The organism is Haladaptatus salinisoli (assembly GCF_020614375.1).
GTDB classification, from domain to species: Archaea; Halobacteriota; Halobacteria; order Halobacteriales; family Haladaptataceae; genus Haladaptatus; species Haladaptatus salinisoli.
In genome coordinates this window covers 365,092-391,282 of record NZ_CP085329.1, presented here as the reverse complement: position 1 = coordinate 391,282, position 26,191 = coordinate 365,092, and the positions used below count along the sequence as shown (strand labels likewise).

25 protein-coding genes and 1 pseudogene are annotated in these 26,191 nt (G+C 61.9%); 16 read left to right on the top strand and 10 right to left on the bottom strand.

Annotation, left to right across the window (positions count from 1 at the left end):
• Nucleotides 1-888, bottom strand: coding sequence for a fumarylacetoacetate hydrolase family protein (locus LIX00_RS19740; RefSeq protein ID WP_227356266.1), 888 nt, complete (start codon nt 886-888; stop codon nt 1-3).
• A 58-nt stretch (nt 889-946) separates the two neighbouring features.
• Nucleotides 947-2,305: an amidohydrolase family protein gene (locus tag LIX00_RS19735; RefSeq protein ID WP_227356265.1), complete on the bottom strand. Its 1,359-nt coding sequence runs from the start codon at nt 2,303-2,305 to the stop codon at nt 947-949.
• A gap of 108 nt (nt 2,306-2,413) precedes the next feature.
• Between LIX00_RS19735 and LIX00_RS19730 the strand changes: the two genes are divergently transcribed.
• Nucleotides 2,414-3,028, top strand: a complete 615-nt coding sequence (locus LIX00_RS19730) for a TetR/AcrR family transcriptional regulator (RefSeq protein ID WP_227356264.1) — start codon at nt 2,414-2,416, stop codon at nt 3,026-3,028.
• Between the two features lie 196 nt (nt 3,029-3,224).
• Here the strand turns inward: LIX00_RS19730 and LIX00_RS19725 are convergent, their stop codons facing one another.
• Together LIX00_RS19725 and LIX00_RS19720 are read right to left on the bottom strand one after the other, a co-directional pair.
• A complete protein-coding gene (locus LIX00_RS19725) occupies nt 3,225-4,121 on the bottom strand; it encodes an ABC transporter permease subunit (protein WP_227356263.1) in 897 nt (298 codons plus the stop codon).
• A complete protein-coding gene (locus LIX00_RS19720) occupies nt 4,118-5,074 on the bottom strand; it encodes an ABC transporter ATP-binding protein (RefSeq protein ID WP_227356262.1) in 957 nt (318 codons plus the stop codon). The genes LIX00_RS19725 and LIX00_RS19720 overlap by 4 nt, the downstream gene beginning before the upstream one ends.
• A 267-nt stretch (nt 5,075-5,341) precedes the next feature.
• On the opposite strand from LIX00_RS19720, the gene LIX00_RS19715 reads away from it, so the two are divergent.
• A complete protein-coding gene (locus LIX00_RS19715) occupies nt 5,342-5,974 on the top strand; it encodes a helix-turn-helix domain-containing protein (RefSeq protein ID WP_227356261.1) in 633 nt (210 codons plus the stop codon).
• A 127-nt stretch (nt 5,975-6,101) separates the two neighbouring features.
• Here LIX00_RS19715 and merB read toward each other — a convergent pair whose 3' ends face one another.
• The gene (merB, locus tag LIX00_RS19710) at nt 6,102-6,734 is read right to left on the bottom strand and encodes an organomercurial lyase (protein ID WP_227356260.1); all 633 of its coding nucleotides are present in this window, start codon (nt 6,732-6,734) and stop codon (nt 6,102-6,104) included.
• Between the two features lie 178 nt (nt 6,735-6,912).
• On the opposite strand from merB, the pseudogene LIX00_RS19705 reads away from it, so the two are divergent.
• The 8 genes and pseudogenes from LIX00_RS19705 (at nt 6,913) to LIX00_RS19670 (ending at nt 13,670) form a co-directional block, all read left to right on the top strand.
• Nucleotides 6,913-7,728: pseudogene (locus LIX00_RS19705) on the top strand (hypothetical protein).
• A gap of 448 nt (nt 7,729-8,176) precedes the next feature.
• On the top strand, nt 8,177-8,800 hold the full coding sequence (locus LIX00_RS19700; protein WP_227356259.1) for an HAD family hydrolase: 624 nt from the start codon (nt 8,177-8,179) through the stop codon (nt 8,798-8,800).
• Complete coding sequence (gene cbiB, locus LIX00_RS19695; RefSeq protein WP_227356258.1) at nt 8,797-9,699, top strand: adenosylcobinamide-phosphate synthase CbiB; 903 nt, start codon at nt 8,797-8,799, stop codon at nt 9,697-9,699. The genes LIX00_RS19700 and cbiB overlap by 4 nt, the downstream gene beginning before the upstream one ends.
• Nucleotides 9,690-10,430, top strand: coding sequence for an adenosylcobinamide-GDP ribazoletransferase (gene cobS / locus LIX00_RS19690; RefSeq protein ID WP_227356257.1), 741 nt, complete (start codon nt 9,690-9,692; stop codon nt 10,428-10,430). Before cbiB ends, cobS begins: the two co-directional genes overlap by 10 nt.
• Complete coding sequence (locus LIX00_RS19685) at nt 10,430-10,975, top strand: NTP transferase domain-containing protein (RefSeq protein ID WP_227356637.1); 546 nt, start codon at nt 10,430-10,432, stop codon at nt 10,973-10,975. Before cobS ends, LIX00_RS19685 begins: the two co-directional genes overlap by 1 nt.
• Nucleotides 10,972-11,973, top strand: a complete 1,002-nt coding sequence (cobT, locus tag LIX00_RS19680; RefSeq protein ID WP_227356256.1) for a nicotinate mononucleotide-dependent phosphoribosyltransferase CobT — start codon at nt 10,972-10,974, stop codon at nt 11,971-11,973. The genes LIX00_RS19685 and cobT overlap by 4 nt, the downstream gene beginning before the upstream one ends.
• Nucleotides 11,963-12,973 (top strand): threonine-phosphate decarboxylase, encoded by a 1,011-nt coding sequence (locus tag LIX00_RS19675; RefSeq protein ID WP_227356255.1) that lies wholly within the window; start codon nt 11,963-11,965, stop codon nt 12,971-12,973. The genes cobT and LIX00_RS19675 overlap by 11 nt, the downstream gene beginning before the upstream one ends.
• Complete coding sequence (locus LIX00_RS19670) at nt 12,966-13,670, top strand: adenosylcobinamide amidohydrolase (RefSeq protein WP_227356254.1); 705 nt, start codon at nt 12,966-12,968, stop codon at nt 13,668-13,670. The genes LIX00_RS19675 and LIX00_RS19670 overlap by 8 nt, the downstream gene beginning before the upstream one ends.
• A gap of 25 nt (nt 13,671-13,695) precedes the next feature.
• Here LIX00_RS19670 and LIX00_RS19665 read toward each other — a convergent pair whose 3' ends face one another.
• Entirely contained in the window at nt 13,696-14,712 is a 1,017-nt protein-coding gene (locus tag LIX00_RS19665) for a PGF-CTERM-anchored ABC transporter substrate-binding protein (RefSeq protein ID WP_227356636.1), read from the bottom strand.
• Nucleotides 14,713-14,947: 235 nt separating this feature from the next.
• On the opposite strand from LIX00_RS19665, the gene LIX00_RS19660 reads away from it, so the two are divergent.
• From LIX00_RS19660 to LIX00_RS19635, 6 genes are all read left to right on the top strand, one after another.
• The gene (locus tag LIX00_RS19660) at nt 14,948-16,246 is read left to right on the top strand and encodes a cobyrinic acid a,c-diamide synthase (protein ID WP_227356253.1); all 1,299 of its coding nucleotides are present in this window, start codon (nt 14,948-14,950) and stop codon (nt 16,244-16,246) included.
• A 2-nt stretch (nt 16,247-16,248) separates the two neighbouring features.
• The gene (locus LIX00_RS19655; protein ID WP_227356252.1) at nt 16,249-16,956 is read left to right on the top strand and encodes a cob(I)yrinic acid a,c-diamide adenosyltransferase; all 708 of its coding nucleotides are present in this window, start codon (nt 16,249-16,251) and stop codon (nt 16,954-16,956) included.
• Nucleotides 16,956-18,470, top strand: a complete 1,515-nt coding sequence (locus tag LIX00_RS19650) for a cobyric acid synthase (protein ID WP_227356251.1) — start codon at nt 16,956-16,958, stop codon at nt 18,468-18,470. Before LIX00_RS19655 ends, LIX00_RS19650 begins: the two co-directional genes overlap by 1 nt.
• A gap of 31 nt (nt 18,471-18,501) precedes the next feature.
• Nucleotides 18,502-19,239, top strand: coding sequence for an FAD-binding protein (locus tag LIX00_RS19645; RefSeq protein WP_227356250.1), 738 nt, complete (start codon nt 18,502-18,504; stop codon nt 19,237-19,239).
• A gap of 170 nt (nt 19,240-19,409) precedes the next feature.
• On the top strand, nt 19,410-19,583 hold the full coding sequence (locus LIX00_RS19640; protein ID WP_227356249.1) for a hypothetical protein: 174 nt from the start codon (nt 19,410-19,412) through the stop codon (nt 19,581-19,583).
• Between the two features lie 242 nt (nt 19,584-19,825).
• A complete protein-coding gene (locus LIX00_RS19635) occupies nt 19,826-21,262 on the top strand; it encodes an O-antigen ligase family protein (protein ID WP_227356248.1) in 1,437 nt (478 codons plus the stop codon).
• A 273-nt stretch (nt 21,263-21,535) separates the two neighbouring features.
• On the opposite strand, the gene LIX00_RS19630 is transcribed toward LIX00_RS19635, so the two are convergent.
• The 4 genes from LIX00_RS19630 to LIX00_RS19615 all read right to left on the bottom strand — a co-directional run bounded on the left by LIX00_RS19630 (nt 21,536) and on the right by LIX00_RS19615 (nt 26,106).
• Nucleotides 21,536-21,757, bottom strand: a complete 222-nt coding sequence (locus LIX00_RS19630; RefSeq protein ID WP_227356247.1) for a hypothetical protein — start codon at nt 21,755-21,757, stop codon at nt 21,536-21,538.
• Between the two features lie 693 nt (nt 21,758-22,450).
• The gene (locus LIX00_RS19625; protein WP_227356246.1) at nt 22,451-23,290 is read right to left on the bottom strand and encodes an ABC transporter permease; all 840 of its coding nucleotides are present in this window, start codon (nt 23,288-23,290) and stop codon (nt 22,451-22,453) included.
• Nucleotides 23,287-24,249: an ATP-binding cassette domain-containing protein gene (locus LIX00_RS19620; RefSeq protein ID WP_227356245.1), complete on the bottom strand. Its 963-nt coding sequence runs from the start codon at nt 24,247-24,249 to the stop codon at nt 23,287-23,289. The genes LIX00_RS19625 and LIX00_RS19620 overlap by 4 nt, the downstream gene beginning before the upstream one ends.
• Nucleotides 24,250-24,933: 684 nt before the next feature.
• Entirely contained in the window at nt 24,934-26,106 is a 1,173-nt protein-coding gene (locus tag LIX00_RS19615) for an MFS transporter (RefSeq protein WP_255679365.1), read from the bottom strand.
• Between the last annotated feature and the right edge of the window lie 85 nt (nt 26,107-26,191).

The following is a 26,191-nucleotide window of genomic DNA, read 5'->3' as shown; positions in this document are numbered from 1 at the left end:
TTACTCGAACGCGCAGTCGTTCGTTAGCTCTCCGAGCTTCTCGATGCCGATAGTGACGCTGTCGCCGTCCTCGAGAAGCACGGGCGGCTCTCGATAGACGCCGACGCCGGGCGGTGTGCCGGTGAACAGCAGGTCGCCCGGTTTGAGCGTGAAGGCCCGACTGCAGAACGAGACGAGTTCGCCGACGCCGAAGATGAGGTTCGACGTCGAAGAGTCCTGCAGTCGCTCGCCGTTGACCTCCGCCCAGATGTGGAGGTCGTGCGGGTCGGACACCTCGTCGGCGGTGACCAGTTCCGGGCCGATCGGCGCAAAAGAGTCGAGGCTCTTGCCCCGTACCCACTGGCCGTCGCCGTGTTGGAGGTCGCGGGCCGAGACGTCGTTTCCGACGAGGTAGCCCGCGACGTGGTCGAGCGCCTCGTCTTCCTCGACGCGTCGCGTCTCGCTGCCGATGACGACGACCAACTCCGCCTCGTAGTCGACCTTCTCGGTGAGGTCGGGACTCCACGCGATGGTGCTGTCCGGCCCCGTGACGGTCGTGGGAAATTTCGAGAAGAGTACCGGCGTCTCGGGGATCTCGTTGCCCCCTTCCTCGGCGTGGTCGCGGTAGTTCAACCCGACGCAGACGACCTTCTCGGGGTTCGTCACCGGTGCGCGTCGGTCGATTCGCTCGTCGTCGTACAGTCCGCTACCGGTCTCTCGGGCGAACTCGACGGCGAGTTCCGCCTTCTTCTGCCACTCCCAGTCGGCCAGCAGTTCGGTGCTCGTTTCGGGAAGGTGGACGCCGGCCCCCGCCCCCGCCTCGGGGAGGTTGACCACCGTCCCATCGTCGAGTCGTACTCCCGTCCACGGTGCTTCCGCGTCGTCCGCGCTGTATTGTCCGATTCGCATGTCTGTGTCTGTGTTTCGGTCTGAAGATAGTTACAACGGCCTACCGGCGACCGTCGCGTTACAGGTCGATTCCGGCCTCCTCGATGAGGCGGTTGCCGGACTCGACGAATCGGTCGAACTCCTCGTTGACCTTCGAATTGCGTAGCTCACCGTCGGCCTTGACGACCTCGCCGTCGACGAGTACCGTGTCGATGTGCGACGGGTCGGACTGGAACACGGCCGTCTGGATGGGCGAGTGGGAGGGAGCGGTCATGAAGTCACTGGCGTCGATCATGACGATGTCCGCCCGCTTCCCGGGGGTGAGCGTCCCGATCTCGTCCTCCATGTTCAGCGCCCGTGCCCCTTCGATGGTCGCCATCTCGAGGGTGTCGCGGGCGGTTAGATTCACGCTCATCACCTCGTCGCCCTCCTCGAGGAGCGTCTGATTCTCGAGCATCCGCTGGACTTGGAGGCCGATTCGCATCTGGCTCCCCATGTCGCCGCTGACGTTGGAACAGACGTCGACGCCCCACGTCGGACGGCCGCCTGCCTCGAGTACTTTCCCGGTGACTGGGATGCCGTGGCCCATCTGCATCTCCACCTCGGGCGTCGCCGAGAACGAGACGCCCTGCTCGACGGCGTGTTCGATGTCCTCCTGGGAAAAGTGATTCGCGTGGGCGACGTTCACGTCAGGGCCCAGCATGTCGCTGATCGCGCCGAAGCCCTGATAGTCGGGGTTGTACTCGGACGATGTCCACTGCGCCGCCCCCATGTGAATGGTGGCGACGACGCCGAGTTCGCGGGCGAGTTCGACGTCGCTGCGCGCGACCTCCTCGGTCGTGAAGTCCGGGCCGCGGAGGGCAACCCCCAGCGACAGCAGGTCGTCCTCCGCGATCTTGTCGTCGCGAAGTTCTTTGACGTGTTCCTCCGGGTGGTGCGTCGAGCTGTCGAACCACCACGTCTCGGCGTCGTTGCCCGGCGGACCGTACGCGTAGAGCGCCCGGAGCCCGGCGTCCTTGATACCGTCGACGGCCCGCTCGGCGTGTTCCGGCGTGTTGATGGCGTGTGACCAGTCCATGGCCGTCGTCGTCCCGGTGTGGAGTTTCTCGAGCGAGCCGAACAGGTTTCCGAGATACATGTCCTCGGGTTGGTAGAGTCCGGCGATGTTGCCGAGCATATCTTGGAAGTAGTCTCCCATCAGCGACCAGTCGCCGGCTATCCCTCGAACCTGCGTCTGCCAGAGGTGGATGTGCGAGTCGACGAATCCGGGGAGGACGATGTGGTCCTCCGCGTCGATCACGTCGGCGTTCGACGCGGTCAGACCGTGACCGATCTCGACGATCTCCCCGTCCTCTATCAGGACGTCAGCTCCGTCTAACTCCCCGATCTCCGGATCGAGCGAAACGACCGTTCCGTTTCGTATGAGTGTTTCTGTCATGCACGGTAGCACAGTCTTACCAAGAGGTTAAAAATTTACCGTCCGGTAAACAACGGCGGGAAATCGCTGAAACAATCAGATTATATGGCTCTCCACCGGAGCAACAGTATGAGCGAATCCGACGGGAAGGTCACCTCCAAAGATACGCGGGAGGTGATCATGGAGGCGACGTTCCGTGCGTTGAGTAAACACGGATACAAGGATCTCAGGATGCGCGACATCGGCGAGGAGATGGAACTGACCCGGCAGGTGATCCACTATCACTTCGACGGGAAGTACGACCTGATGTCCTCCTTTCTAGAATACATCATCGAGCAGTACGAGGGGAGCGTCGAAGTGGAAGCGGACGCGGATCCGCGGACGGAACTCGACGCTCGAATCGACCAGTGTCTGTTCGGACCGGAGTTCGACGAGTTCACCCACTGGGACCGCATGAGGGTCTACCACGAACTGTTCGCACACGCCCAAAACGACGACCAGCACAGAGCGACCCTCAACGAGCACTACGACCAGATTCGGGGAAGCATCGTCGAGGTCGTCGAAGAAGGAATCGAAGAGGGTGTTTTCCGCGACGTCGACGCCAACCTCGTGGGGCAGCTCATCACGGACGTGATCCACGTCGGTCGCGAACGACGAATCTCCCTCGGACACGACGACGCCCCCGAAGAAGCGCGCCGGGCCATCGACGAGTACGTCCTCGACACCCTGTACGTCGACGATTGACATCTGTCGAGTGCTCCTGCCGTTCTTTACGTCTGTTCGATTTCTTTGCGCGTACTTCCCGCATCTGTATGGCCGTTTATCGCGTTCGCCGAGTAACGACGGTGGTAATCCGAATCCGTTTTGGAGACGAACGAACCCTTGGCGCTGAGAGAAATCGAGCCTTTTTGGCGTGCTGCGGTCGTCGTTCTTCTCGAATCTAACCGAGGTCGGTGTGCTTAAACCACCAGTAGCCTACGACCAGTGGGACAACGCCCCACGCGAGCAAGACGACCACCGAAAACCAGTCCGCGAGATAAAACGGAACCTCGCCCGCGAGACGGTTAGCGAGTTCGAGTCTCTCGAATCGGGAACCGGCGGGAACGTCTTCGAGGGGAAACTCGGGAACCTCGTTCACCCGCCGGTCGAGGACGGTTCCGGTAAGCACGCGGTAGGCCTCGAGCGGATTGAGGCGCTTGAGGAAGAAGTACCACCGCTCGGCTCGGAACCCCGGGACCGACCCGGTGACCGCGTAGTACAGTCCAACGACCATCGGTTTCCAGAAGAATAGCATCCCCGTGAACGACCCGACGGTGAGTAGCATCGCCCGCCCTCTGGTCGACGCCGCAGCGGACCCCCCGACGGCGAGAGCCGTGAACGTCAGCCCGACCAACACGCCGGTGGCTACGAATCCTACGAACGCGATACCGTCGGGAGCGCCGTACAGTGCGACGACGAGAACGCCGGCCACGGCGAACCCGACGAGCAGCGCCGTACCGGTGACGAGCGTCCGTCCGACGAGTTTTCCAACTACGACGTCGAACCGGCTGAAGGAATAGCTCAGCAGTAGTCGCAGGCTCCCCGAGCGGCGTTCGCCGACGACCGCCATGTAGCCGGCGACCAACGCGATGCCCGGAACGAACAGTTGCGCGAGCATCGCCACGCCCGTCAGCGCCATCGCGGCGTCGACAGTCACGGTCTCCGGGAAGAGTCGTTCGGCGGAGAGCAACGACATCACCAGAAAAGCGACGAAGACGAGGATGAGTCCCCACAGCATCTTCGAGCGCACGGCGTCCTCGAAGTCCTTGCGAGCGATGGCCATCCAAGTGGCCCTCATGTCGACGCCTCCGTGGCCGTCGCAGGTTCGATTCGTTGCGCTTCGGGAACGCTATCGCCCGTCGTGTACGCCGCGAACACGTCCTCCAACGAGGCTTCCTCTGAGGTGACGTCGAGGATACCGACGCCGGCGTTAGTGAGCCGGGTGACGACCGTTGCTTTCGAATGCGAATCCGAGCATTTGACCCGGAAGATGCCATCCGCAGATCGCACTGAATCGACGCCCTCGATATCGTGCACGTCGACGTCCACGTCGTCGGTCACGTGCAGGCGCAGTTCGGAGCCTGCCCCAACGGTTTTCCGCAGCCCTTCCACGGTATCGACGGCCACGAGTTCACCCTCGTACAGGATGCCGACCCGATCACAGATGGCCTCCACTTGACCGAGCAGGTGACTGGAGAAGAACACGGTCGTTCCGCTCTCGGCTTCCTCGCGGACGAGTTCGCGCATCTCACGGATTCCGTGTGGATCGAGACCGGAAGAGGGCTCGTCGAGGACGAGAAGATCTGGGTTGCCGACCACCGCCATCCCGAGCGCGAGCCGTTGTCGCATCCCCTTCGAGTAGTCACCGACTGCGCGGGCGGCATCGCCTTCCGCTAGACCGACCCGGTTCAGCACCGCATCGGGATCGTCGTCGTCGTCCTTCCAATCGACGGCGAACTCGAGGTGTCGCCGTCCCGAGAGACGCTCGTAAAGGCCGAACCCCTCCGGGAGGACGCCGATGCGTTCGCGGAGCGCCTCCGATTCCTCGTGGACGTCCATGCCGAGTACCGTCGCGGTTCCCGCTGTTGGACGCACGTAATCCAGGAGCATGTTGATTGTCGTGGACTTCCCCGCGCCGTTCGGGCCGAGGAAGCCGAACACTTCGCCCTCCGTAACGTCTAAGTTGAGGCTATCGACGACCACGGCATCGTCGAAGCGTTTGGTGAGGCCGTCCGTCTGAATCACGGTCATCGTCATAGCGATACTGGAAGGATAGCCAAAGATTGCGCTCCGGATATGCTGGGCCGTTTTATGCTCACCTCGCAGCTCGTCTACCGCGCTGCGAATCCGTAGTTTGGAAGATCGTGCCGCGCGAGGGGGCGATGCAGCGGTTGAATTCGCCGTCAGCGGAGCTGGGAGCGAAACGAGGCCTCAGTTCATCACTTCACACTGGACACCACAGCCCAGTATATTGGGCGCAACCCTTTATTGGGTTCCCGACGAGTGGCACGTAGTGCCATGAGGGAAGCCCACGTGACGATCAGCGATTCGGAGTTCGACACGATGGGTATCGCAGGACTCGTCTTGCTCTGTCGTGAAGCCGGAATTCGAGACTTTGAGGAACTTGTGTGCCATGGGACTGGTGCCATCGTGCAAGTGACGGTGGAGACGCAGATCGACGGAGACCGATTGTCGTCGATCGAGTGCGTCGACCAGTGGGAACACGTCGAAGTCTCGAACGACGCGCACCTCTACATCATCGCGTTTACCGCACCGGACCTCCCGGAAACCCTCTCCGACAAGGTGAACGACTTAGTCGGCACGTGTGATCCGGAGGTGAGCGATCGCGGTGCCACCATGTCGCTCGTTGGATCGCAGGAGGCGATTTCTGACACCATCGACGAGTACGAAACTGCCGGAATTTCGACGACCCTCAGAAAGTTCGGCGCGTATGCAGGTCGTGAGCAACCGCTGGACGAGTTGACCGACCGCCAACGCGAGGTTATCCGAACCGCTTACGACATGGGGTACTACGAGGTGCCACGAGCGGTGACGACCGAAGACATCGCCGCTGAACTGGGTGTCGATCCGTCCACGGTCGCCGAACATTTGCAACGTGCCGAACGAAATCTAGTGAGCTACCACCTCTGAAGCGGACCCCCTCCGGGCAGTTCCGATAACGGACTTCCGCGTCGACCTGACGACCGAAAGCGCCTCTCCTCGCGTCACGAGTTCCGTGTGGTCGGAGTGAATATTGAGCCACCGTCCGGTCGACCGATCATTCGACGAGTTTGGCTGCCACGTTCGTTGCACCCGCAAGCGGCAGTGCGACGGTCGCTGCCGGAACGGTCCTCACCCACCGTTCGTACGCTTCGAGACGGGGGAACGCCCTAACGTAGGGACAGACTGCCGCGTAGACATCTACGGGTGACGGTCCCTCGTTCGAGACTGGTTCAGTAGGGTCACGAACACCAAACGAAAAGACCGCCGTTTCGGGGATGACTGTCAACTCGGTAGTTCCCACCGCGCGTGCTTCGATTACTGCTCCGTCCGGACTTTCGGTTCGGATGTCGACGGGTGTCTCTGCGAGGGCGGACAGTATCACCGCGTCGTAGAAGCATCGGAAGTGGTACGTTTTTCCATCCATTTCGCCCAGGTGACCCGTCTCGATACTGGCGTGGCACAAATCGTCGATTGCGATTGATTCGTCGCCGGTGTGACGACGAACTTCGGCTACCCAATCGCCCAACGTTTCTACTGGTTCCGTACCGAGGAGCTGCCCTAATGTCTCTTGTACGTCGCTGGGGAGCGCCGCATCGAGAACCTTAGCGTCGGCAATCCACCGGTCGGTAGTCGGTTCTGTCTCCGGTTCATCAATGGTACTGTCGCAGCTGCGAGCATCGTCTACCATACTGAATACACACGATTGGGAAGCCCTATCGGCGTGACTCCCGATATTCTGGGTCGATTTACTATCGCACCGAATCGTCACCTCAGCGGTTTCCACACGGCCAGCGGAATATTTGACTCCGATCACCGTGTGCGCGCCCCAACGATTAATGGCCCCTCGTCGCAGAGGGGAACGTTGCATGAGGGGGGAGCGGTATCGATTCAACGGCGACGCAGGAGTCCTGCATCGGCAAGCGGTGACAACACCGCTTGCCGACGAGAACGCCGAGCGGATTTTCCACGAGAATATGATGACCGTGGCGGACGCCCGAGAGAAGAAAGCGGAGATGCTCGCCGATCCAGACGTCTCGTTGCTCGACGCCTACGATACGGAACTCGAACGCGTCGCCGAGAGTTTCACGCGGCGACTCCGCCAGATCGCGGGGGACGACTACGCAAAGGTTGCGACGGCGTATCACCGTGGCGAGCGAGACGACCGAATTGGGGCACTGACGTCGTACTACCTCGAGGGCTTATGGCGAATCCAACAGCGGACCACGGTTACCGATATGCTCTTTTTCCCTATCATTCTCCGGTATCCGGATAGCTTCACGATGAACGTTTGATTCGCAAGCGGGTACGCCACGGAAGGGTCGGTATGCTACGAATCGCCGGAACACTCGACCGAAGAACTCGACGAGAAGTACGCCGCAACGTACTACGAGGAAAGCGCGTACTCTCAGCAGCAGGCGGCTGACTACGTCAAAGAGACAGCACAAATCATCCGTGAGGAGTTTCCCCACCCAGATGCGACCTCCTTCGAGGAACGCAAATTCGGCGGCATCGTCTCGGCGGGCGGCCGGCGAGGGTCGGTCTTCTCGGCGATGCTTACACGCGTCGAACCGGATCCGAACCGGTCCGCAGAACCGGTTGACGAACCAACCCTCGTCAAAGAGGGCACCGAAGCAAGGCGAACGGAGCGCGAACTGCTCCCAGACGGTGAAGTCGTCCTCTGACGCCCGGTGAAAAATACGGTAGAGTACCGCCGAAATCGACCAGCGTCCACGGACACCGTCGTCAGCGCGCACTCGCGTTCCACCGTCCGCTCGACACCACCAACCCCGATCCAAGACTTACAGGGCAGTAGCCGACAGTTGCCCGCAACGGTTCGTGACGCGGTGTTTGGATTCCGGGTTTTTCGACAACACCTGACGCGACAAGAGCCACACCTCCTTCCGGACGATGGATTCGTCCGTCGCCGTGGCGAGAAGCGACGTGCTGCTGTTTCGAGTCTTTATCAGCACGCCTTTCTACGTCCTCGTCGACCACTTCTCCCAGTGTTCGAAGGGGGTGACGGAACGCCTGTCGGTGGCATGCCGTGCTCGTTCAGTGTCACTTCGCCGATCCCCGACGGACGCTCGATCTCCTCATGATTCAAATAACCCGCCTTCATATCGTCTTTTCGTGGCAGTTTCGTTCGACCTCTTCGGAACGCTCGTCGAAGTCACTCCTCCAGACGACCCTGCACGGGCCGTTGCGACTGCACTCACCGAACGAGGCGTCTCCGTCCCCGGCGATTGGGAGGTCGTCTACGCGACGCACCACATCGAAACCCCTCCAGGCGCAGAGCTCTCGCTCGTCGAACACGTTGAGGCGGGACTCGAATCCCGCGGCAGGGAAATTTCTCACGCGGTCGTTCGCGCGGCGTTACTGGACGCGTTCGAACCAACTGTTCGAACCCGTCCGGGGGCCCGGACCGCCGTCTCCGCCGCCGCCAACCGTGGATCGGTTGGTGTCCTCTCGAACTGTAGCGTTCCAGGGTTGGTACAACGAACCCTCGTTCGTTCTGCGCTCGACTTCGAGGCCTTCGACGCAGTCGTCAGTAGCGTCGACTGCGGGCGGCGGAAACCGGACGAACGCGCGTTCCGCGAAATCGCAGAGCGTCTCGGTGTTCCGCTCTCCGAACTCACCCACGTCGGCGACGATTCGGAGACGGACGGCGGCGCGACCGAAGCGGGAGCCACCGCGATTCTCCTCGATGACGTACCGCTCCGCGACGTCGTAACGGAACTGGAGCGATCGCAATGACCCCCTACGGTGTCCTCGCGGTCGCGGTCGCGTTCCTTTTGGATTGGCGCTTCGCGGAACCGCCGACGCGACTGCATCCAGTGGTCTGGTTCGGGAACGCGGTTGCCGCGGTCGACCGCGAATGGGTAGCCCCCCGTGGCATCGGCGTACTAATCGCGGTGGGCTTCCCCGCGATAGCCGCCGTCGTTGTCGGCGTTCTCGTCCGGTTCGCCCTCGCGGTGCATCCCTTCGTCGCTGCACTGTTCGCGGGTATCGTTCTGTTTACAACGACGAGCATGCGGATGCTCCTCGAAACCGCGTCCGAGGTGACCGAACTGACCGAGACGGACATCGAGGCCGCCCGCCGGGAGGTTCGGGCGCTCGCGGGACGCGACGCGTCGACCCTCTCGCCGGGACAGATTCGGAGTGCGGTCGCCGAGAGCCTCTCCGAGAATTTGGCCGACGGTCTCGTTGCACCGCTGCTGGCTTTCGGCGTCTGTGCCCCTTTCTCTCTCCCCCTGGCTGCCGCCGCTGCGACGTGGGTGAAGGCGGTCAACACGCTGGACTCCATGCTCGGGTACCGTTCGAAACCCGTCGGCTGGGCGAGCGCTCGACTCGACGATATCGTCATGTGGATTCCGGCCCGAGTCAGCGCCGTGTCGATAGCAGTCGCAGACACCGCGGGTGATGCGCTTTCGGTGGCTCAGTCGTGGGCGCACGAGCCACCGTCGCCGAACTCGGGGTGGCCGATGGCGACCCTCGCCGCGGTGCTCGACGCTCGGTTCGAGAAGCCGGGCGTCTACACGCTCAATCCGAACGCGACGCTTCCGTCTGTCGCAACCGTGGAAGCGGGGGTGCGCGTCGTTCGACGAGCGAGCGTCCTCGCGTACATCACGACGGGGGTGTTCGCGTGGTTCTAACGGCGCTTCGCGGTGCGCTCGGTTTCCTGAGCCGGCTTCCGGTCGGCCACGACCAGGATGCGTGGAACGCGTTTCGACGGACGGCGGCGGCGTTTCCGCTGGCCGGATACGTTATCGGCGGTTTGCTCGCCGTTCCACTGGTTCTCCCGTTACCTACTTCCGCCGGTGCAACGCTGTTTCTCGCAACCGTGTACGGAGTCACTGGAATCAATCACATCGACGGACTCGCCGACCTCGGTGATGCGGCCGCGGTGCACGACCCGGAGAAACGCCGCGCCGCGATGAAAGACACGGAGGTCGGCGTCGGTGCCCTCCTCGCCGTCGCCCTCGTCGTCGTCGGACTCGCCCTCGCAGCGGTCGGCTTGGTCGCGCTCCCGCCCGTGACCGTCATCGCCATCGTCGTTGCCGCGGAGGTTAGCGCGAAACTAGGAATGGCCGCGCTGGCAAGCTTCGGAACGTTCGCACACGAAGGGTTGGGTTCGCAGCTTAGCGACCAGACGCTCGGAGGATTCGCGGTCGCAGTCGTCGTCTCGATGCCAGCGGTAGCGCTCTCTTGGCCCACGCTCGTTGGTATCGGAACGATGGGCGCCGGTCTGCTCACCACCGCGATCGTCGGCCGGTGGGCGCGGTCGTGGCTCGGTGGCATCAGCGGCGACGTGTTCGGGGCAGCCAACGAACTTTCTCGGCTGGTCGCGCTTCACGTGGGGGTGGTCGCGTGGACGCTCTCCTGATATGCGGCGGTAAAGGAACGCGGCTCGACGCCCCCGTCGAAAAACCGCTGTTCGAAATCGGCGGCGTCCCGATGGTGGAACACGTCGGCAACGCCGTAGCCGAGAGCCGAATCGACGACGTTCGCGCCGTCGTCTCTCCGCACACGCCCGAAACGCGACAGCATCTCGACTCCCGTTCGATATCGATCATCGACGCGCCGGGAGACGGCTACGTAGAAGACCTCTTGTACGCCCTCGACCGCGTCGAACCACCCGTTCTCACCGTCGTCGCCGACCTCCCGCTCCTCGACGGTGTTTGTATCGACCGCGTTCTCGCTGCGCACGAGCGCGGTTCGCTCACGGTCTGCGTGCCCGCCGCGCTCAAGCGGCAGTTGGGGGCGAGCACCGACACGACGTTCGAGCACGAGGGTCGGGAACTCGCCCCGACCGGCGTCAACGTCGTGGGCGACGGCGACGGCGAAACCACCTACGTTACTTACGATGCGCGACTCGCAGTCAACGTGAACCGACGGACCGACGCATCCGTGGCGGAGGAGTTCGTGTGAGATTCGTCCTCGCCGCGGGAACGACGCGGACTGCCGAAATCGACGGTATCAGCGCCGCCGGCGCATCTCCGGATCTGATGGCGCACACGCCGAGCGCGGACGCCGAAATAGTCGAGTACGGGCGGCCGATTCGAGCACCAATCGTTCCGGTGAGTCCGAGCGGGTGTCCCACGCCCGCCGTTATTACGCGCGCCGTCCGAGAACTAATCGACTTCGAGACGACGGTCATCGACGCCGGCTTGGTACGACCCACGGGTGCGCCGACGGTTTCGGTCGGTGCACGACACGGCGAGGATATTCGCGAGACGGAGCCGGTTCCCGACGCGAAGGAGGTGTACGAGGCCGGACGGCGGTTCGGCGCGGCACTCCCCGACGACGAAGTCACGGTCGGCGAGACGATTCCCGGCGGGACGACGACCGCATTGGGCGTCCTTACCGCGTTGGGAGAGGACGTGGGCGTGTCGTCGTCGCTTCGGGAAAACCCCCTCGACCTCAAACGCGGGGTCGTTGGAGAGGCGTTGGCCTCGAGCGAACTCGACGGCGGTGAAGCGGCCGGTGAACCCATCCTCGCAGTGACGAGCGCGGGCGACCCCGTTCTCGCCGCGGTTGCGGGAATCAGCGCCGGTGCCCTCGAATCCGGGACTGACGTGACCCTCGCGGGCGGGACGCAGATGCTCGCAGCGGCGGCGCTCGTTCGACACGCCGGAATCGACGCACCGCTCGGAGTGGCGACGACGTCGTTCGTCGCCGATGACGATACGGTCGCACTCGACCGGGCGTGTGACGCCCTGGGGCTCGAACTCGAAGTCACCGACCCCGCGTTCGAGGAGACCGACCACGTATCGATGCGACGGTACGTTGAAGGGGAAGGAAAGGAAGGCGTCGGTATGGGCGGAGCACTCGCGCTTGCACGGCGGGAAGGCGTCGAAATGGATTCGGTGCGAGACAGCATTATCGAGGTGTACGACCGACTCGACGGTGACTCCCATGAACCCTGACTCCGTTGACGGCGTCGGACGCGTTCCGCACGGAAGTTCCGACGATCCGAATCTCCTCGATTTCAGCGCGAACATCAACCCGCGAACGCCGTCCGGCGTAAAGGAGGTGTACTGCGACGCACTGGAGCAGTCGGGAACGTATCCCCCCGACGACTACCCCGAGTTCCGTCGTGCAGCAGCGGAGTACGTTGGCTGTGCACCCGACGAAGTGACCCCGACGCCCGGCGGCCTTGCGGCGATTCGGTCGACTATCGAGCTCACGGTTTCCGCGGGCGACAAAGTACTCGTTCCGTATCCGAGTTTCGGCGAGTACGACCGCGAAGTGCGTCTTCAGGGGGCGACCCCGGAATTCGTCCCGCACGACCGCATTCTCGCGACGGACCCGACTCAACACGCGCTCGTCATCGTCTGCAATCCGAACAACCCGACCGGTGACGCCTACGACGCCGACGAACTACGTCGCTACGCGTCCCGGTGTCGAGACGCCGGAACACCGCTGCTCGTCGACGAGGCGTTCCTCGGCTTCACAGAACAGGAATCGATGGCGGGAGAGCCGGACGTTGTCGTCGCTCGATCCCTGACGAAGCTGTTCGGACTGCCCGGACTTCGCGCCGGATTCGCGGTCGCGACGGGGACGGTCGGCGACCGCCTCGAGGTCGCCCGCCGAGCGTGGACGCTCGGTACGCCCGCTGCCACCGTCGGGGCCTACAGTATGGGTTGTGCCGAATTCATCGCGGAAACCCGCGAACGCGTTCGAAACGAACGCAGCAGAATGCGAGACGCACTCGGCGGTCGGTTCAACGCGTATCGTTCGGACGCACCGTTCCTCCTGTTGGATGTCGGCGACCGCGACCCCCAGGAAATCGTTCGGACGGCCCGCGAGCGCGGTGTCGCCATCCGCGATGCGACGACGTTCCGCGGCCTCGACTCGCACGTTCGGGTGGCGGTGCGGTTGCCCGGCGAGAACGATCGGCTGTTGACCGTTCTCGACGATGTTTGACGTGACGATCCGGGATGACGTCCTCCAACTCGTCCGTCCCGACACCGCGTGGCTCAGTAGCGGGTGGAACGGCGGGTTGCTCGACGCGGACGCCGCATACAACATCTCGGTTCCCGAAGGCTTTCAGCGGACGGATTTAGACGCCTACATCGACGAGCGCCGAACGAGCGCGGGATTCGACCGCTCCGGCCCGACGCTCCTCACGGGCGTCGACCTCCGTCACGCCCGGGGTGCACGGTGTGGTTCGGTCGAAGCCGTCGTCACCGCCGGCATCTCGAATCCGGCGGCGCTCCCCGTGGAAGCAGAGAAACCCGGATCGCTCAGCGACGCGACTGAAGACGAAGCAGAGCTGGGAACGGTGAACGTTATCGTCGGAACCAGGCGTTCAATCGATGACGGAAGCCTCGCTACCCTCCTGTCGGTTGCCGTCGAGGCGAAGACCGCGACACTCCTCGCCGAAACGGGGTTCCCCGGGACCACCACGGACGCGGTCATCGCGGCGTGCGACCCGAACGGGGACGAAGCGACCTTCGCCGGGAGCGGCACGCCGATCGGCGCGGCGGCGCGGGTCTGCGTTCGTGACGCCGTTCGAGCGAGCCTTCGGTCGCGCTACGCGACGCGAGCGCTTCCGTCCTCCGTCGAGGATGCGAAATACGGCGTTACGACCGACGTAGAGGCCGACACGTTCGAACCATAGGTGTTGACGATCCCAGTCGGTGGATTCAGTACTCCCCCCGAACCAACAGCATTGCTCCGAGCATCGCGACGACGGTGCTTGCCACACCGAATCCCGGTTGTCCCTGCGTTTCGGTCGTCGTCTCTTCGCTTCCGCCAGAGGTTTTCGTCGGTTCGACGGTCGTCTCGGTAGTGGTGTTCGCTGTGGTGGAGTTCGCAGCCGCATACGCCTCCGGATGGAATTGCTTCGTGAGGTTCGTGATGGCATGGACTACTCGCGGCCCGGGCTGATTCAGATACTCAATGGGGACCACGACGGTCTGGTTCTTCCGGATAGCGGTGAGATTTTCGTAAGCGGCACCTTCCGGAACGGCAGGGTCGTTGTCATTCAGGACGATCCAATCGGGGTTCTGCTCGACGACTACTTCCTTGCTGATTTGTTTATAGCCGGAGACACCCACTTCGGCGGCGACGTTGTTTCCGCCCGCAATCTGGACGATCTCGTTGATGAACGTTCCTTTGCCGGCGGTATACCCGTAGAAAAGGTACAGCACGTCCGGACGCTTTTCTCCCTCGACAGCCTGTCGAACGGTCTTAACGCGGTCTTTCATCCACGAGACGGTTTCCGCCGCACCATCACATTCACCTACGAGACGACCGGTAACGGTGGTGTCCCGGTAGACGTCCTCGATAGTAGCCGCCCGTCGATAGTAGTACACCGTCAGTCCTGCATCACGGAGCTTCTTGACGGTCCGTTTGGGGACCGAGTTCGGTGCGAGGACGAGATCGGGTTTGAGCGCCACGACTTTCTCGATGTTGACGAACGACTGGCCGGAACCGGACACGTTGGCCTTCTCGTTCGCTCCTTTCAGGTAGTTCGCGTACTGCGTCACCCCGACGACTTTCCCTTTCGCACCGATTTCCCACATCGTCTGCGCAGCACTCGGTGAGAGCGTGACGACGCGCCGCGGTTCCTTGTCGAGCGATACCGTCGTTCCGGTCGCGTCGACCTTCGACACTGGAAACGAACAGCTCGCATTTTGCGGCGACGTCGGCGTCGCCATCGCCGCCGGCGGAACAGTAACTGTTGCCAAGAACAAGAGACTGATCAGTATCGCTTTCGTTCGCATATGAGCCCGGTACAAAGTTATACAATAAGTATTTACCTAACGAAACTAAACTTGCGCCAGATGAACTGTCGTGCGGGTTCGAGCGAACGGTCGCATCGGCCTCCCTCGGAAGCAACGGCGGACGCATCGTCCCTACGGACAATCTAGCAGCACCGACGAGAGCTCGACGATGAATGGATTTATTATCGCCGGAACGGCTTCGGGCGTCGGGAAGACCGTCGCGACGCTCGCCGTGATCGAGGCACTGCAAGCAACCGGGCGGACCGTTCAGCCCGCGAAGACGGGGCCGGACTTCATCGACCCGAGTCACCACACCGCCGTCGCGGGCCGCCCGTCGCGCACGCTCGACGTTTGGCTCGAAGGAGCGAACGGGGTTCGGCGAAACTATCATCGCGGGATCGGCGACGTGTGCGTTGTCGAAGGCGTCATGGGAATGTACGATGGAGATCGCTCGAGTACCGCGCAGGTTGCCGAGGTTCTCGACCTGCCGGTCGTCCTCGTCGTCGACGCGAGCGCGGGAATGGAGAGCGTGGCTGCGACGGCACTCGGATTTCGAGCCTATGCGGAACGTGCGGGAGTGGACGTCGACGTTGTCGGCGTACTCGCACAACGCGCTCACGGTGGGCGGCACGAGCGGGGCATCCGTGACGCGCTTCCCGACGAACTGGAGTATTTCGGGCGGATTCCGCCGATAGCAGATCTCGAAATACCCGACCGCCACCTCGGGTTACACATGGGCGACGAGCAACCGGTGGACGCGGACGCGCTCGACGAGGCCGCGGCTCACGTTCGCGTGGATCGACTGTTGGCTATCGCTCGCGAGCCACCCCATCCGCCGACAGACGACCCGAACCCGACTCGCGATCGGCGCGTCGCGGTCGCTCGAGACGACGCATTCCGGTTCGTCTACCCAGCCGTCGCGGAACGACTCCGAGCGCGGACAGAGGTCGTGACGTTCGCACCGACGGCTGGTGACGATCTCCCTGACTGCGATGGCATCTACCTACCCGGCGGCTACCCGGAACTCCACGCGGAACGGCTTGCCAACGGTCCATCACTGTCGACGCTTTTCGAGCGAGCGACCGATGGTGTGCCGATTCTTGGCGAGTGTGGCGGGCTGATGGCGTTGTCCGAATCGCTCACCACTACCTCCGGCCGGACGCACCCGATGGCGGGCGTGCTTCCCGCCGACGTTCGAATGAACGACCGGTATCAAGCACTCGACCATATCGAACTTCGCGCCCGCTCGAACACGCTGACGGCCGGAGCAGGGAAGACGCTTCGGGGCCACGAATTTCACTATTCGAATGCGAACGTCGCATCCGACGCCACGTTCGCATTCGACGTGATACGTGGAACCGGCATCGACGGGGAGCGTGACGGACTGACCGAGTTCGAGACGGTCGGCACGTATTGTCACCTTCACGCCGAGAGTGGCGCGTTCGACACCTTCATCGACACACTGTAACCATGTCAAACGACGAAACAGATACCACCGAGACGACCCGCGACGGACAACTGCAACGAACGCCCGGAAAGGGGCGAACACCGACGGCCCGACCCATCGAACCCGACGCTCCCGGCGAGTTCGGGCTCGTTCAACTCTGGTGGGGAGACGGCAAGGGAAAGACCACCGCAGCACTGGGAATGGGCTTTCGCGCGGCGGGACACGGCTACCGCGTCCACATGCTCCAGTTCATGAAGGGTGGGGCGTCGAGCGTCGAGGACGTCCGCGGTGAGTACAACGCCATCGACCACTTTCCCGGCTTTAGCTACGAGAACACGGGAAACTACGGCTGGCACGGGTTCCTCGACGGATCGGAAGACGACGAGCACGTCGCCAAAGCGAAAGCGGGGTTCGCACGGGCCGAAGAACTCGTCCGCGCCGCAGGAGAGGCGACCCTCGACGAATCGCTCCCGCTCGACGGCCCGCCCGACGCGGGGGTTCACATGTTGATTCTGGACGAAATTCTCTACGCGGTGAACCGCGAGTTGATCGATTCGGAGTCGGTCGTCGCTCTCGTCGAATCGAAGCCCGAGAGCTTGGAACTTGTCCTCACGGGCGGGCACCGCAGGCCGGAGTATCTCCTCGATCACGCGGATCTCGTCACCAACGTCCGCAAGGAGAAACACCCCATCGACGATGGGCAACGTGCTCGGAAGGGAACCGAGTACTGATGACGAAAACGGTACTCGTCGCAGGGACGGAAAGCCACGTCGGGAAGAGCACCGTGACTGCAGGACTGTGCCGACTGCTCGCCCGACGCGGCGTGTCAGTCGCACCGTTTAAAGCGCAAAACATGAGCACCAACGCTCGAGTCGCCGTCGATCCCGCCGGGGAGTGGGGCGAAATCGGCGTTTCGCAGTACGTTCAGGCGCGAGCCGCTCGGGTTCCGGCGACGACGGATATGAATCCGGTCCTCCTGAAACCGCGCGGCGACGGTGAAAGCCAACTCGTCCTTCACGGCGAGGCCGTCGAAAACGTCGCCGCCGGATCGTACTACGAGTCGCACTGGGAGCCGGCGCGACGTGCCGCGATCGAGTCCTACGAGCGGTTGGCGGACCAGTACGACGTCATCGTCGCGGAAGGAGCGGGCGGCATCGCCGAAATCAACCTCCGTCACCGCGACCTTGCGAACCTGGAGACGGCGCGGTTCGCGGACGCGTCGATTCTCCTGCTCGTGAACATCGAACGCGGCGGCGCGTTTGCCAGCCTCTACGGTACGTTGGAACTCGTGCCGGACGACGTTCGTGACCGTATTCGCGGGGCGATCATCACGAAGTTTCGCGGGGACGAGTCGCTCTTAACGTCCGGCATCGAAGCGATCGAAGACCGAACGGGCGTTCCCGTTCTCGGTATCCTTCCCCACGACGACCCCGGTCTTCCGGCGGAGGACAGCGTCTCGCTTCCGCAGCCGGGTGAGACGGCCATTCTCGGCGACGACGTCGTCCCCGAGGGTCGATCCGTAACGATCGGCGTTCCGCGATTACCGCGGATATCGAATTTTACCGATCTCGAACCGCTCGCGAACGAACCCGGCGTCCGCGTCGCGTACCTTCCACTTCAGTCCAGTCTCGATCGTGTCGACGCGGTCGTCCTCCCCGGGTCGAAGAACACGGTCGATGATTTGCTCGCCCTGCGGGACGCCGGATTCGACGCGAAACTGACCGATTTCTCCGGCCCCATCGTCGGCCTTTGTGGCGGGTATCAGATGCTCGGCGAGCGAATCACGAACGCGTCGATCGAAAGCACGGCCGACCACGACGTCGTGTCCGGTCTCGGCCTGCTCCCGGTCGAAACGCGATTCTCGGCTCAGAAACGCGTCGCACGAGTAACTCGAACGCTCGACCCGGTCGAGCTACTGTCCGGTGCGCGAGGGACGGTTCACGGGTACGAGATTCACATGGGGCGGACGACACCGACGCGACGAATCGATCAGCCGATCGGCGAGGGAAGCGCCGCGGTAAATCGTGTTCTCGGCACCTACCTTCACGGACTCTTCGAAAACGAGAACGCTCGAACCGCGTTCCTGAAGGCCGTGTTCCGCTCCGCTGGCAAACCGTATCCCGAAGAGACGGTATCGCAATCACCCTACGATGGAGCCGCCACCCTGCTCACGAAGGCTATTCCGGACCTCTGCGATCGTCTCGACATTCGTCCCGGTGACGACGACCGCATCCCGATTGAGTAATTTATATTTCGTCGTGGCTTCGCCTTTGGACATGGCAAGCGCCACCGAACACGACGTCCTGATCATCGGGGGCGGTCCCGCAGGACTGTCGGCCGGCATCTTCACCGGACGAGCAGATCTCCGGACGCTCATCGTCAACGACGGCGATCCGATTCTCCGCCGCAACGCGCACTTGGAGAACTATCCGGGATTCCCCGCCGGCGTCAACAGTCGACTCTTGTTGGATATGATGGCCGACCACGCCGAGCGCGCCGGGTGTGAGCGCCGCGAAGCGCGAATCGTTAGTCTCGAATCGACCGACGACGGATTCGCCGCCGAGACAGCGTCAGGGGAGGTGTTCACCGCATCCGCCGTTATCGCCGCCACGAAGAATACGGTCGACTTCCTCGAGGGAATCGACGGCGTCGAGATTATCGAGCGCGGTAAATCGTTCGTCGAGACCGACGACCGCGGACGAACCGGAGTTCCCGGATTGTACGCCGCGGGGCGGCTTGCCCTCCAGCCCTACCAAACGATTATCGTCGCCGGTCACGGCGCGTCCGTCGGGAGGGCTGTGATCGAGGACTCGGACGTCGCCTTCTATCACGACTGGATCGCTCCCGAGGGGTACTTTACCGGGCGTGACCGCGAGATTCCGCCGGGCTGTGAGGAGATCGGTCCGGAGGAACGAAAGCGTCGCGAGCGCGAATCTCTCGACGTCATGCGAGAGTTCTTCGCCGAGCCGCACCCCGACGACCCGATTCAGCATCCGAGCGTCCGAGAGGAGTGAGGACCGTCGCTGCCGGGGGGACGCGCAACCGTACTCTCCCCGCCGAGGATCCCCACCGTTTCTGGCTTTCTGCCGGGGTGGCTGTCAACACCGACTGAAGTGCTGCCGAAAGACGTACGGAACCGGGCTCGAAACTAGTCCGATCGACGGACCGCGTTCCGGTGATCCAAATGGCTGGACGAATCAAACGCATCGCACGGGGGATCGACGACGTAACACGAGCGGTGTGGGATGACTCGGGGGTACTCACGAAAACGGTCGTTTTAGCGATCCTGATCGTGACGGCTGCCGCAATCCCCGTCATCCCGCTCGCGATCATCGCCCGATACATCGCCAACCGCTAGCCAAAACGATACTTTATTTTCGATATCTATAACGACGAGAACTCGGAAGACCGGTCTACAGTACGCCACTCGAAAACAGCGCAGGGACTTTTACATCGGTTTTCGGTCAGTTCGACGGGTTCTCCGATAGAAGAAAGCGACTGATAAAATATGAATCTCGTCATCAATTTTCAAAACGGAGCAAAAGAGTCTATAACGGCGTAGTTAGGCATCTAGCGCACAAGAGTCGAGACCAAATGAGTATGGGCGAACAGCAAGAATCCTCGGCGATATTCCCGACGGGCCGGTTTCAGCGTACGCCCCTTCTTCTCTCACTCACGCAGCTCTTTCTCATCGTTATCGTCTTTGCTGACGTGCTCCTTCGAGCGACGAACAGTCCCGAATGGTACGGGTCATTTTATCTCAACCTCTTGTACGTTTTCTTCGCCCCTCTCCTACTATTCGTACAGGCCTACTATCGAATCGATCGTAATCTCTGGCTCCACGTCGCTCAACTGGCGATCGCGATTCTGCTGACGTCCGCCCTCCTCCGTCAGGAGTACAAGTACATCCCGCCCGCAGACGAGGGGCGCACCATCCAAATTATTCTCCTTTACTGCTACTTTCTGTTGTATCCGCTCCTCGGATACGATCTCGTTGACTTCCTCAAAGAACGGGCGCTCTATATCGCGGCGTACGCGACGGTGCTCGGTGTGTACTTCTTCCACCTCGACAGGATGGCCGCTGGGTCATCGCAGGCGGTCTACGTCGTCTTCGTCACGCTACTCTTCGGAATGAACCTCTTTTTCATCCCGCGACACGTCTCACGCGATATCTTCCTCTGGAGTGTGAGTCTCGCCTCCACGTTCGCCGTCGGGCTTGGACTGCCGGCTTACGTGCTCGGGGAATACCAGGTCTCTTGGTTCCAAATCCGATTGTTCGCATCACAGTTCACCCCCCCGCTGCTCGGCGCTAAATTTCACTATCTGCAATCCATCTTCGAGAACCCGAACACCCTCGGCGGACTCGCGTTCGCGGGCGCGTTCGCGGCGCTCGTGCTTGCGGGTGAGTCTGTTCGCCGTAAATCGTTCTCGCTCGTTCCGATTGCCGGAGTGATGGTCGTGGTCAATGGTATCGGGTTGTACGCAACTTACTCTCGGGCGAGTTGGCTCGCCTTTGCGCTCGCGGCGGCGATATACGTCGCGTACATCGGCCTCGGTAGACGGACCGCAGCCTATTCTACGATTGTGTTCATTGGACTGTTGATTCTCTTCTTCGTGGGGATGTTCCTCTCCCTCGTTCCGATCGAACCCCACGGTCGATTTGCGCTCTGGGAGGGCGGCCTGCGAGCGGTGCTGAGTGCGCAGGGGCCGTTCGGCTACGGAATCGTCCCCGAAGACGAACTGATCGCACCGTTCGTGCCGGACCCGAACTTCCGCGGATACTCACCACACAACTCCTACGTGGTGATATTCATACACACCGGGATCGTCGGTGGGTTCGCGTACCTGGTGTTGATGTTCGGGAGTATCACTGAAGGCTTACTTCGATACGACCGCGTGGATTTCCCGATGCTCGCCTTCGCAGTTGGCGTTGTCGCCCATCACATGTTCGAAGCATATACGATGGTCAACGTCGCTATCGCATCGATCATCTCCGCGTTGGTCTTTGGCTATCTCATCAACGGGTACCGACGATGAAATCTCGCCGTCGGGGTGACCGCCGCGATAGTCCCGAGATACCCGGTAGGAACTCTGTCCGGAGTCGCGTTGGAAGCCGCGAATTGCTACAGTACGACTCAGCGGTCGGCGACGGATTCTCGAAGAAGTGGTCGGCGACGAGGCTCGTGTACGTATCCCGAGTGAGGATCTCCGTCGTTTGAGCATCCACCCGTGGATATCGTGCTGGAAGAACGCGAGGCGTCCTCGCGGATGTCGACTACTGTTTTTATGATAGATGTACCGCTGTGGGAACTAGTGGCTTAAAGCACCGATCGGTTGCTCCACGCGACGAGCGGGTATTTCGTGGAACAGTGCCCACACTTCATCGTCGCCGTCGGCCCAATCGACGAGACGCGGGCCCTCGTAGGTCTGCCCCTCATCGATGCAATTGCAGACGACGAGTGACGTTTCCGGCATCTCAAGTTTCAACGCATGTACCGCCGTGCCGTACATCGGGTCGAATACGATATTCATAGGTAGGTATCTTCAAGAACGCCGCCGCACGATGTCCGAGTCCTCACTCTCAAACGGGTCATAGGGGTCACACCGACCTCGACGGTCTGATCGAGCCGAAGGTCGTGTTTTTGCTGCCATCTGAGTGCGAGAACCGCGAGAACAAGAGGTATTCGATTTAGCTATCTCACGTCGATTCCTGGAATAGTATTACTCCCTGTTCGAGTTCACAATCGTAATCTCGAACTCACGGCCCCGATACGAACCATCGACGCCCTTCCTACGAACGCACCGTTCGAAGTCACGGCAGCGTTCGGCGCGCAAGTTCCCGTGAGTACTTCTTGCTCACACCGGATTCTTCGAGGCCAATCCCACCGACAAAGTCTGAGGCGCCACGGGAGGCGCGAATCTCGCTTTCCGAGAGCGTCAGCGTCACGCGGGGGTGGCCCGGCGTGTTCCAAGTCGTGCCAGACGAAGTCTAAGCCACGATCACCGTGTACCTCGATCACTTCTGGGCTATAGAGATCATCGAGTACGCCTATCCCAACATTTCCCCTTCGACAGTTGCTCGCAACCCGTCGCTGTGTAATATTGGTCTTCATCCGTTAAATCGTCGTTTCCACCTGTAGCACGGTTCCGTCGCAACAAACGCGCGGGGTCGGTGGAGTGGGCGTCGGTCATGTAGGTTCACTCATGACCTCGCCGGACTCGGAGCTACCGCTCCTCGCGGTACTTCCGGAGCGAAAGCGGCGCGAAGACGGCGACGATCACGACGGAGGTGACGAGCACCCACGCGACGTCCACGAACTCGACGCCACCGTGCATGAGACCGCGAGTGGCGTCTGCGAGGTGCGTGACCGGGTTGACGTCGACGACGATCTGGAGCCACCCCGGCATGGTCGCGGGGTCGACGAAGATGTTGGACACGAACGTGAGCGGAAACAGCAGGAGAAAGCTCATTGTCATGACGGACTCGGGCTTTTCGACTGTCAGCCCGACGACGATCCAGATCCAAGAGAGGCTGAACGCGAACACGAGCACGAGCGCCAGCGCGAGAAGCACGCCCGCGACACCGGCCCCGGGCCGGAAACCGAGCACGACGCCGAGTCCGATGACCATCACCGCGGCGATGGTGTAGCGCATGACGTCGCCTAAGAGCGCGCCGACGATAGGTGCGGGCTGCCAGATTGGGAGCGACTGGAAGCGGTCGAACAGACCGTTGTCGATGTCCGTATTGAGCCCAAAACCGGTGTAGACGGTGATGAAGACTATGGACTGCACCAGGATGCCCGGCAGGAGGAACTGGATGTACTCGCGGGGCGACCCCGCGAGGGCGCCTCCGAAGAGATAGGTGAACAACAGCGTAAACATGAGCGGGAACGCCGTGACGTCGAATAGCTGGAACGGGACGTGCTTGATTTTCAAGAGAGCCCGCCATCCGAGGGTGACCGAGGCGGAGACGGCCCCGGCACGTGGTGGGCGCTCAGCCGATGAAAGGACGTCGCTCAGATCTTCCTCCACGACGGGCGGCGTTTCCGCGGTCTCGGTGCTCATGCCGCCACCTCCTCGGTCTGGTCCTCCGCGGGGCGGCCCGTCAGTGCCAGGAACACCTCATCTAAACTCGCCTGTCCGAGCGAGAACTCGTCGACGCGCACACCGGCGCCCGCGAGTGCGGAAAGCGCCGCCGCCGCGTTCTCGTCATCCGTGACGCTCGCAGAGAGCGTGTCACGGTCGGCTCCGTCGAGGACCTCCACGCCGAGGAGGTCTTCGAGGATGGTTTTGGCCTCCGCGTGCCGTCCGTGGTCGTGCAGTTGGACGTGGAGCGTGCTGGCGCCTACCGCGGCCTTCAGCTCGCGGCTCGTGCCCTCGGCGATGACTCGCCCGTCGTCGATCACTGCGAGCCGGTCCGCTAGATGATCCGCCTCGTCCAGATACTGCGTGGTGAGGAGCACGGTCGTTCCCTCGGCGGCGATTGCACGGATGATGTCCCAGACCTGGTTCCGGCTACGCGGGTCGAGACCCGTCGTCGGCTCGTCCAGAAAGAGCACCTCGGGCGTGACGACCAGACTCGCGGCGACGTCAAGGCGACGCTTCATGCCGCCGGAGTACGTCCGCACTTGTCGCCTGGCCGCATCGGCCAGGCCGAAGGAGTCGAGTAGTTCGTCGGCGCGCTCGCCGGCGTTGCGCCAGGAGAATCCGAGCAGGCGCCCGACGAGGATGAGGTTCTCGCGGCCGGTTAGTTCCTCGTCGATGGAGGCGTACTGGCCAGTGAGGCTCACCTTCGCGCGAACCGCAGCCGCATCCCGCACGACGTCGTGTCCGAGGACGGTCGCGGTGCCCGCACTTGGGCGGAGCAGCGTCGCAAGCATCCTGATCGTCGTCGTCTTCCCGGCGCCGTTGGGACCGAGGAGACCGAACACGGTCCCTCGGGGTATCTGGAGGTCGACGCCGTCCACGGCGAGCGTGTCGCCGAAGAACTTGCGCAGGCCGGTGGTCTCGATTGCGAATGTCATTTCGTCGTTCTCCTCGATGCTGTCTCGTTTATGCGGTTCCGGAGATTCAACGGAGCGGTCGGCGCCGTTTCGATCGATCGCACGCGGTTCCGAGGGTGCCGTGTCGTCTCTCCGTCTCCGGCGAGCCCCGTCGTGTCCCCGGCTTCGGGGAGCACCCGCCATGCTGGGGCGGCGAATTTTACTCTCGTCTCTGGTACTGTAATCATCTCTCTCGAGCTATTTTTGTGAGTCATGATATCTGCTTCGCGCGGAGGTCAGTCCCCAATATAGCATAGGCTCGCAGAGGAGAAATAGGAGCGCATAGTGGAGTGTAAGTGAAGCCATTTAGTCAGTGTCGGAGACGGGAAATAATATCTACGGGACTAACGAAAGGCGTCCAGTAACATAACGAAACCACCGAGGCCGACGAACGTCCACCACCGCTAGCCCCGTTTCCTCGGCGGCCCAAACCGAAATGCCGCGATACGGCTACTGTGCTCCGTCTCCGGTGGCGGCCGGCGGTTTAGTTTCGATTCGACTTCTACCTCAGGTACCGTGGCGGACTCAGTCATACGTCCTCCGCGGGGGTCTCCGTTCGCTCCCGTTCCTTTTTAGAGGGGTGAGTCACTTCGAAGTTCGCCGCTCGCGAGAAGGCATCAATTCGATACGACTACAACTGAGTGATTCACTCTGAGGGAGATCACGCTATGACACCGGTTTCCCCGGGAGTCGATTCGTCACGTGAAGTCCGGCGAGGATAACTATCGCAGATCCGACGAATAAGGCGAGTCCGAGGAAAACGACGTCAAATCGATAGCCGGCCTCTGTGAGCAAGCCGACGACAGCAGTTCCGTTTGCTTCGATTAACAGGGAAAGGCCAGTGAATGCCGCGTAAACGACGCCGCGACTTTCGTCAGGAAGCGAGTTGAGAAAGTACGTATCCAAGGCGGGAAAGAGACTGTGAATCGAGTACCCGATGCAAACGGAAACGAGGATCAAGCCACCAAGGCCATCAACAGAGGTGAGTGCGACGACCGAACCCACGAATCCGGTCAGTATCGCCAGAATATACGGCACGATCGGCAGTCGATCGGCGAGCCGTCCTCCGAACCAGAACGCTGGTAGTCCGGCAGCGAAAACGACGGTGAGTAGAAGGTTTGCCGTTGTCGTTGGGAGCCCCTTTGCGACGTCTAAATAAACGACGTAAAAGTTGAACAAGCCTTGCCACGCGAACCCGGCAACGCCGACCATCAGGAGGCCGGTCGCGATCAGTCGCCAGTAAGATCGCACGGCTGAGAGAAAGGCGTGGTCAGGAGTAGCGTCATCCGCAATGGAAGACCCGCGAACGACAGCTACCAGTAGAACGCTGAGTATGATAGCGGACGCCGCCAGAGCGACGAATACCATTCGCCACGAGGCAACGAGTAGAATACCAACTACGAGGGTGGGCGCAAGAACTGCGGACAGTTGGGTAGCTGCACCGTGAATGCCGACGGTACGTCCTACCGCATTCGGGTACAACTCTGCGATCAGCGGAACCGCGGCGACGAAATACGCCCCGCTAGCCATCCCGAGCAAAAACGTTGCGACTTGAAGTGTCGGTAGCGAACGTGCGAGTGCGATGAGTCCTGATGCTCCGGCGAGTACGATTCCCGTCCCGAGAACTGCTTGGTGCCGTGGGATGTGGGTAAGAACGTACCCCATCGGAATCCGCGGAACTGCAGTTCCGAGCCACACCAGCGAGATTAGAATGCCGATGGTTGCACGGTCAGTCCCGAACGCGACCGTCAATGGATTAAGTAACGGTGCGAATATAGTTCGCCCGAAACTCATCAAGAAACCTAACCCGCAGAGCGTTCCGAACAGGCGTTTCCTCACTACCCTGCCGTACTAAGCCGGGTGACTCAACCGTTCCGGAAACGGCAGCTGAGGAACGACCTTCGTGGCAGCATCTGATAATTCT

Bases quoted from the DNA above. Each gene is read 5' to 3' on its own strand.
- LIX00_RS19660 (WP_227356253.1), top strand. From the start codon at position 14,948: ATGAATGGATTTATTATCGCCGGAACGGCTTCGGGCGTCGGGAAGACC.
- LIX00_RS19670 (WP_227356254.1), top strand. From the start codon at position 12,966: ATGTTTGACGTGACGATCCGGGATGACGTCCTCCAACTCGTCCGTCCC.
- LIX00_RS19650 (WP_227356251.1), top strand. From the start codon at position 16,956: ATGACGAAAACGGTACTCGTCGCAGGGACGGAAAGCCACGTCGGGAAG.
- LIX00_RS19725 (WP_227356263.1), bottom strand. From the start codon at position 4,121: ATGAGGGCCACTTGGATGGCCATCGCTCGCAAGGACTTCGAGGACGCC.
- LIX00_RS19645 (WP_227356250.1), top strand. From the start codon at position 18,502: ATGGCAAGCGCCACCGAACACGACGTCCTGATCATCGGGGGCGGTCCC.
- LIX00_RS19635 (WP_227356248.1), top strand. From the start codon at position 19,826: ATGGGCGAACAGCAAGAATCCTCGGCGATATTCCCGACGGGCCGGTTT.
- merB (WP_227356260.1), bottom strand. From the start codon at position 6,734: ATGGTAGACGATGCTCGCAGCTGCGACAGTACCATTGATGAACCGGAG.
- cbiB (WP_227356258.1), top strand. From the start codon at position 8,797: ATGACCCCCTACGGTGTCCTCGCGGTCGCGGTCGCGTTCCTTTTGGAT.
- LIX00_RS19640 (WP_227356249.1), top strand. From the start codon at position 19,410: ATGGCTGGACGAATCAAACGCATCGCACGGGGGATCGACGACGTAACA.
- LIX00_RS19715 (WP_227356261.1), top strand. From the start codon at position 5,342: ATGAGGGAAGCCCACGTGACGATCAGCGATTCGGAGTTCGACACGATG.
- LIX00_RS19730 (WP_227356264.1), top strand. From the start codon at position 2,414: ATGAGCGAATCCGACGGGAAGGTCACCTCCAAAGATACGCGGGAGGTG.
- LIX00_RS19625 (WP_227356246.1), bottom strand. From the start codon at position 23,290: ATGAGCACCGAGACCGCGGAAACGCCGCCCGTCGTGGAGGAAGATCTG.
- LIX00_RS19630 (WP_227356247.1), bottom strand. From the start codon at position 21,757: ATGAATATCGTATTCGACCCGATGTACGGCACGGCGGTACATGCGTTG.
- LIX00_RS19665 (WP_227356636.1), bottom strand. From the start codon at position 14,712: ATGGCGACGCCGACGTCGCCGCAAAATGCGAGCTGTTCGTTTCCAGTG.
- LIX00_RS19675 (WP_227356255.1), top strand. From the start codon at position 11,963: ATGAACCCTGACTCCGTTGACGGCGTCGGACGCGTTCCGCACGGAAGT.
- LIX00_RS19720 (WP_227356262.1), bottom strand. From the start codon at position 5,074: ATGACCGTGATTCAGACGGACGGCCTCACCAAACGCTTCGACGATGCC.
- LIX00_RS19655 (WP_227356252.1), top strand. From the start codon at position 16,249: ATGTCAAACGACGAAACAGATACCACCGAGACGACCCGCGACGGACAA.
- LIX00_RS19620 (WP_227356245.1), bottom strand. From the start codon at position 24,249: ATGACATTCGCAATCGAGACCACCGGCCTGCGCAAGTTCTTCGGCGAC.
- LIX00_RS19740 (WP_227356266.1), bottom strand. From the start codon at position 888: ATGCGAATCGGACAATACAGCGCGGACGACGCGGAAGCACCGTGGACG.
- LIX00_RS19735 (WP_227356265.1), bottom strand. From the start codon at position 2,305: ATGACAGAAACACTCATACGAAACGGAACGGTCGTTTCGCTCGATCCG.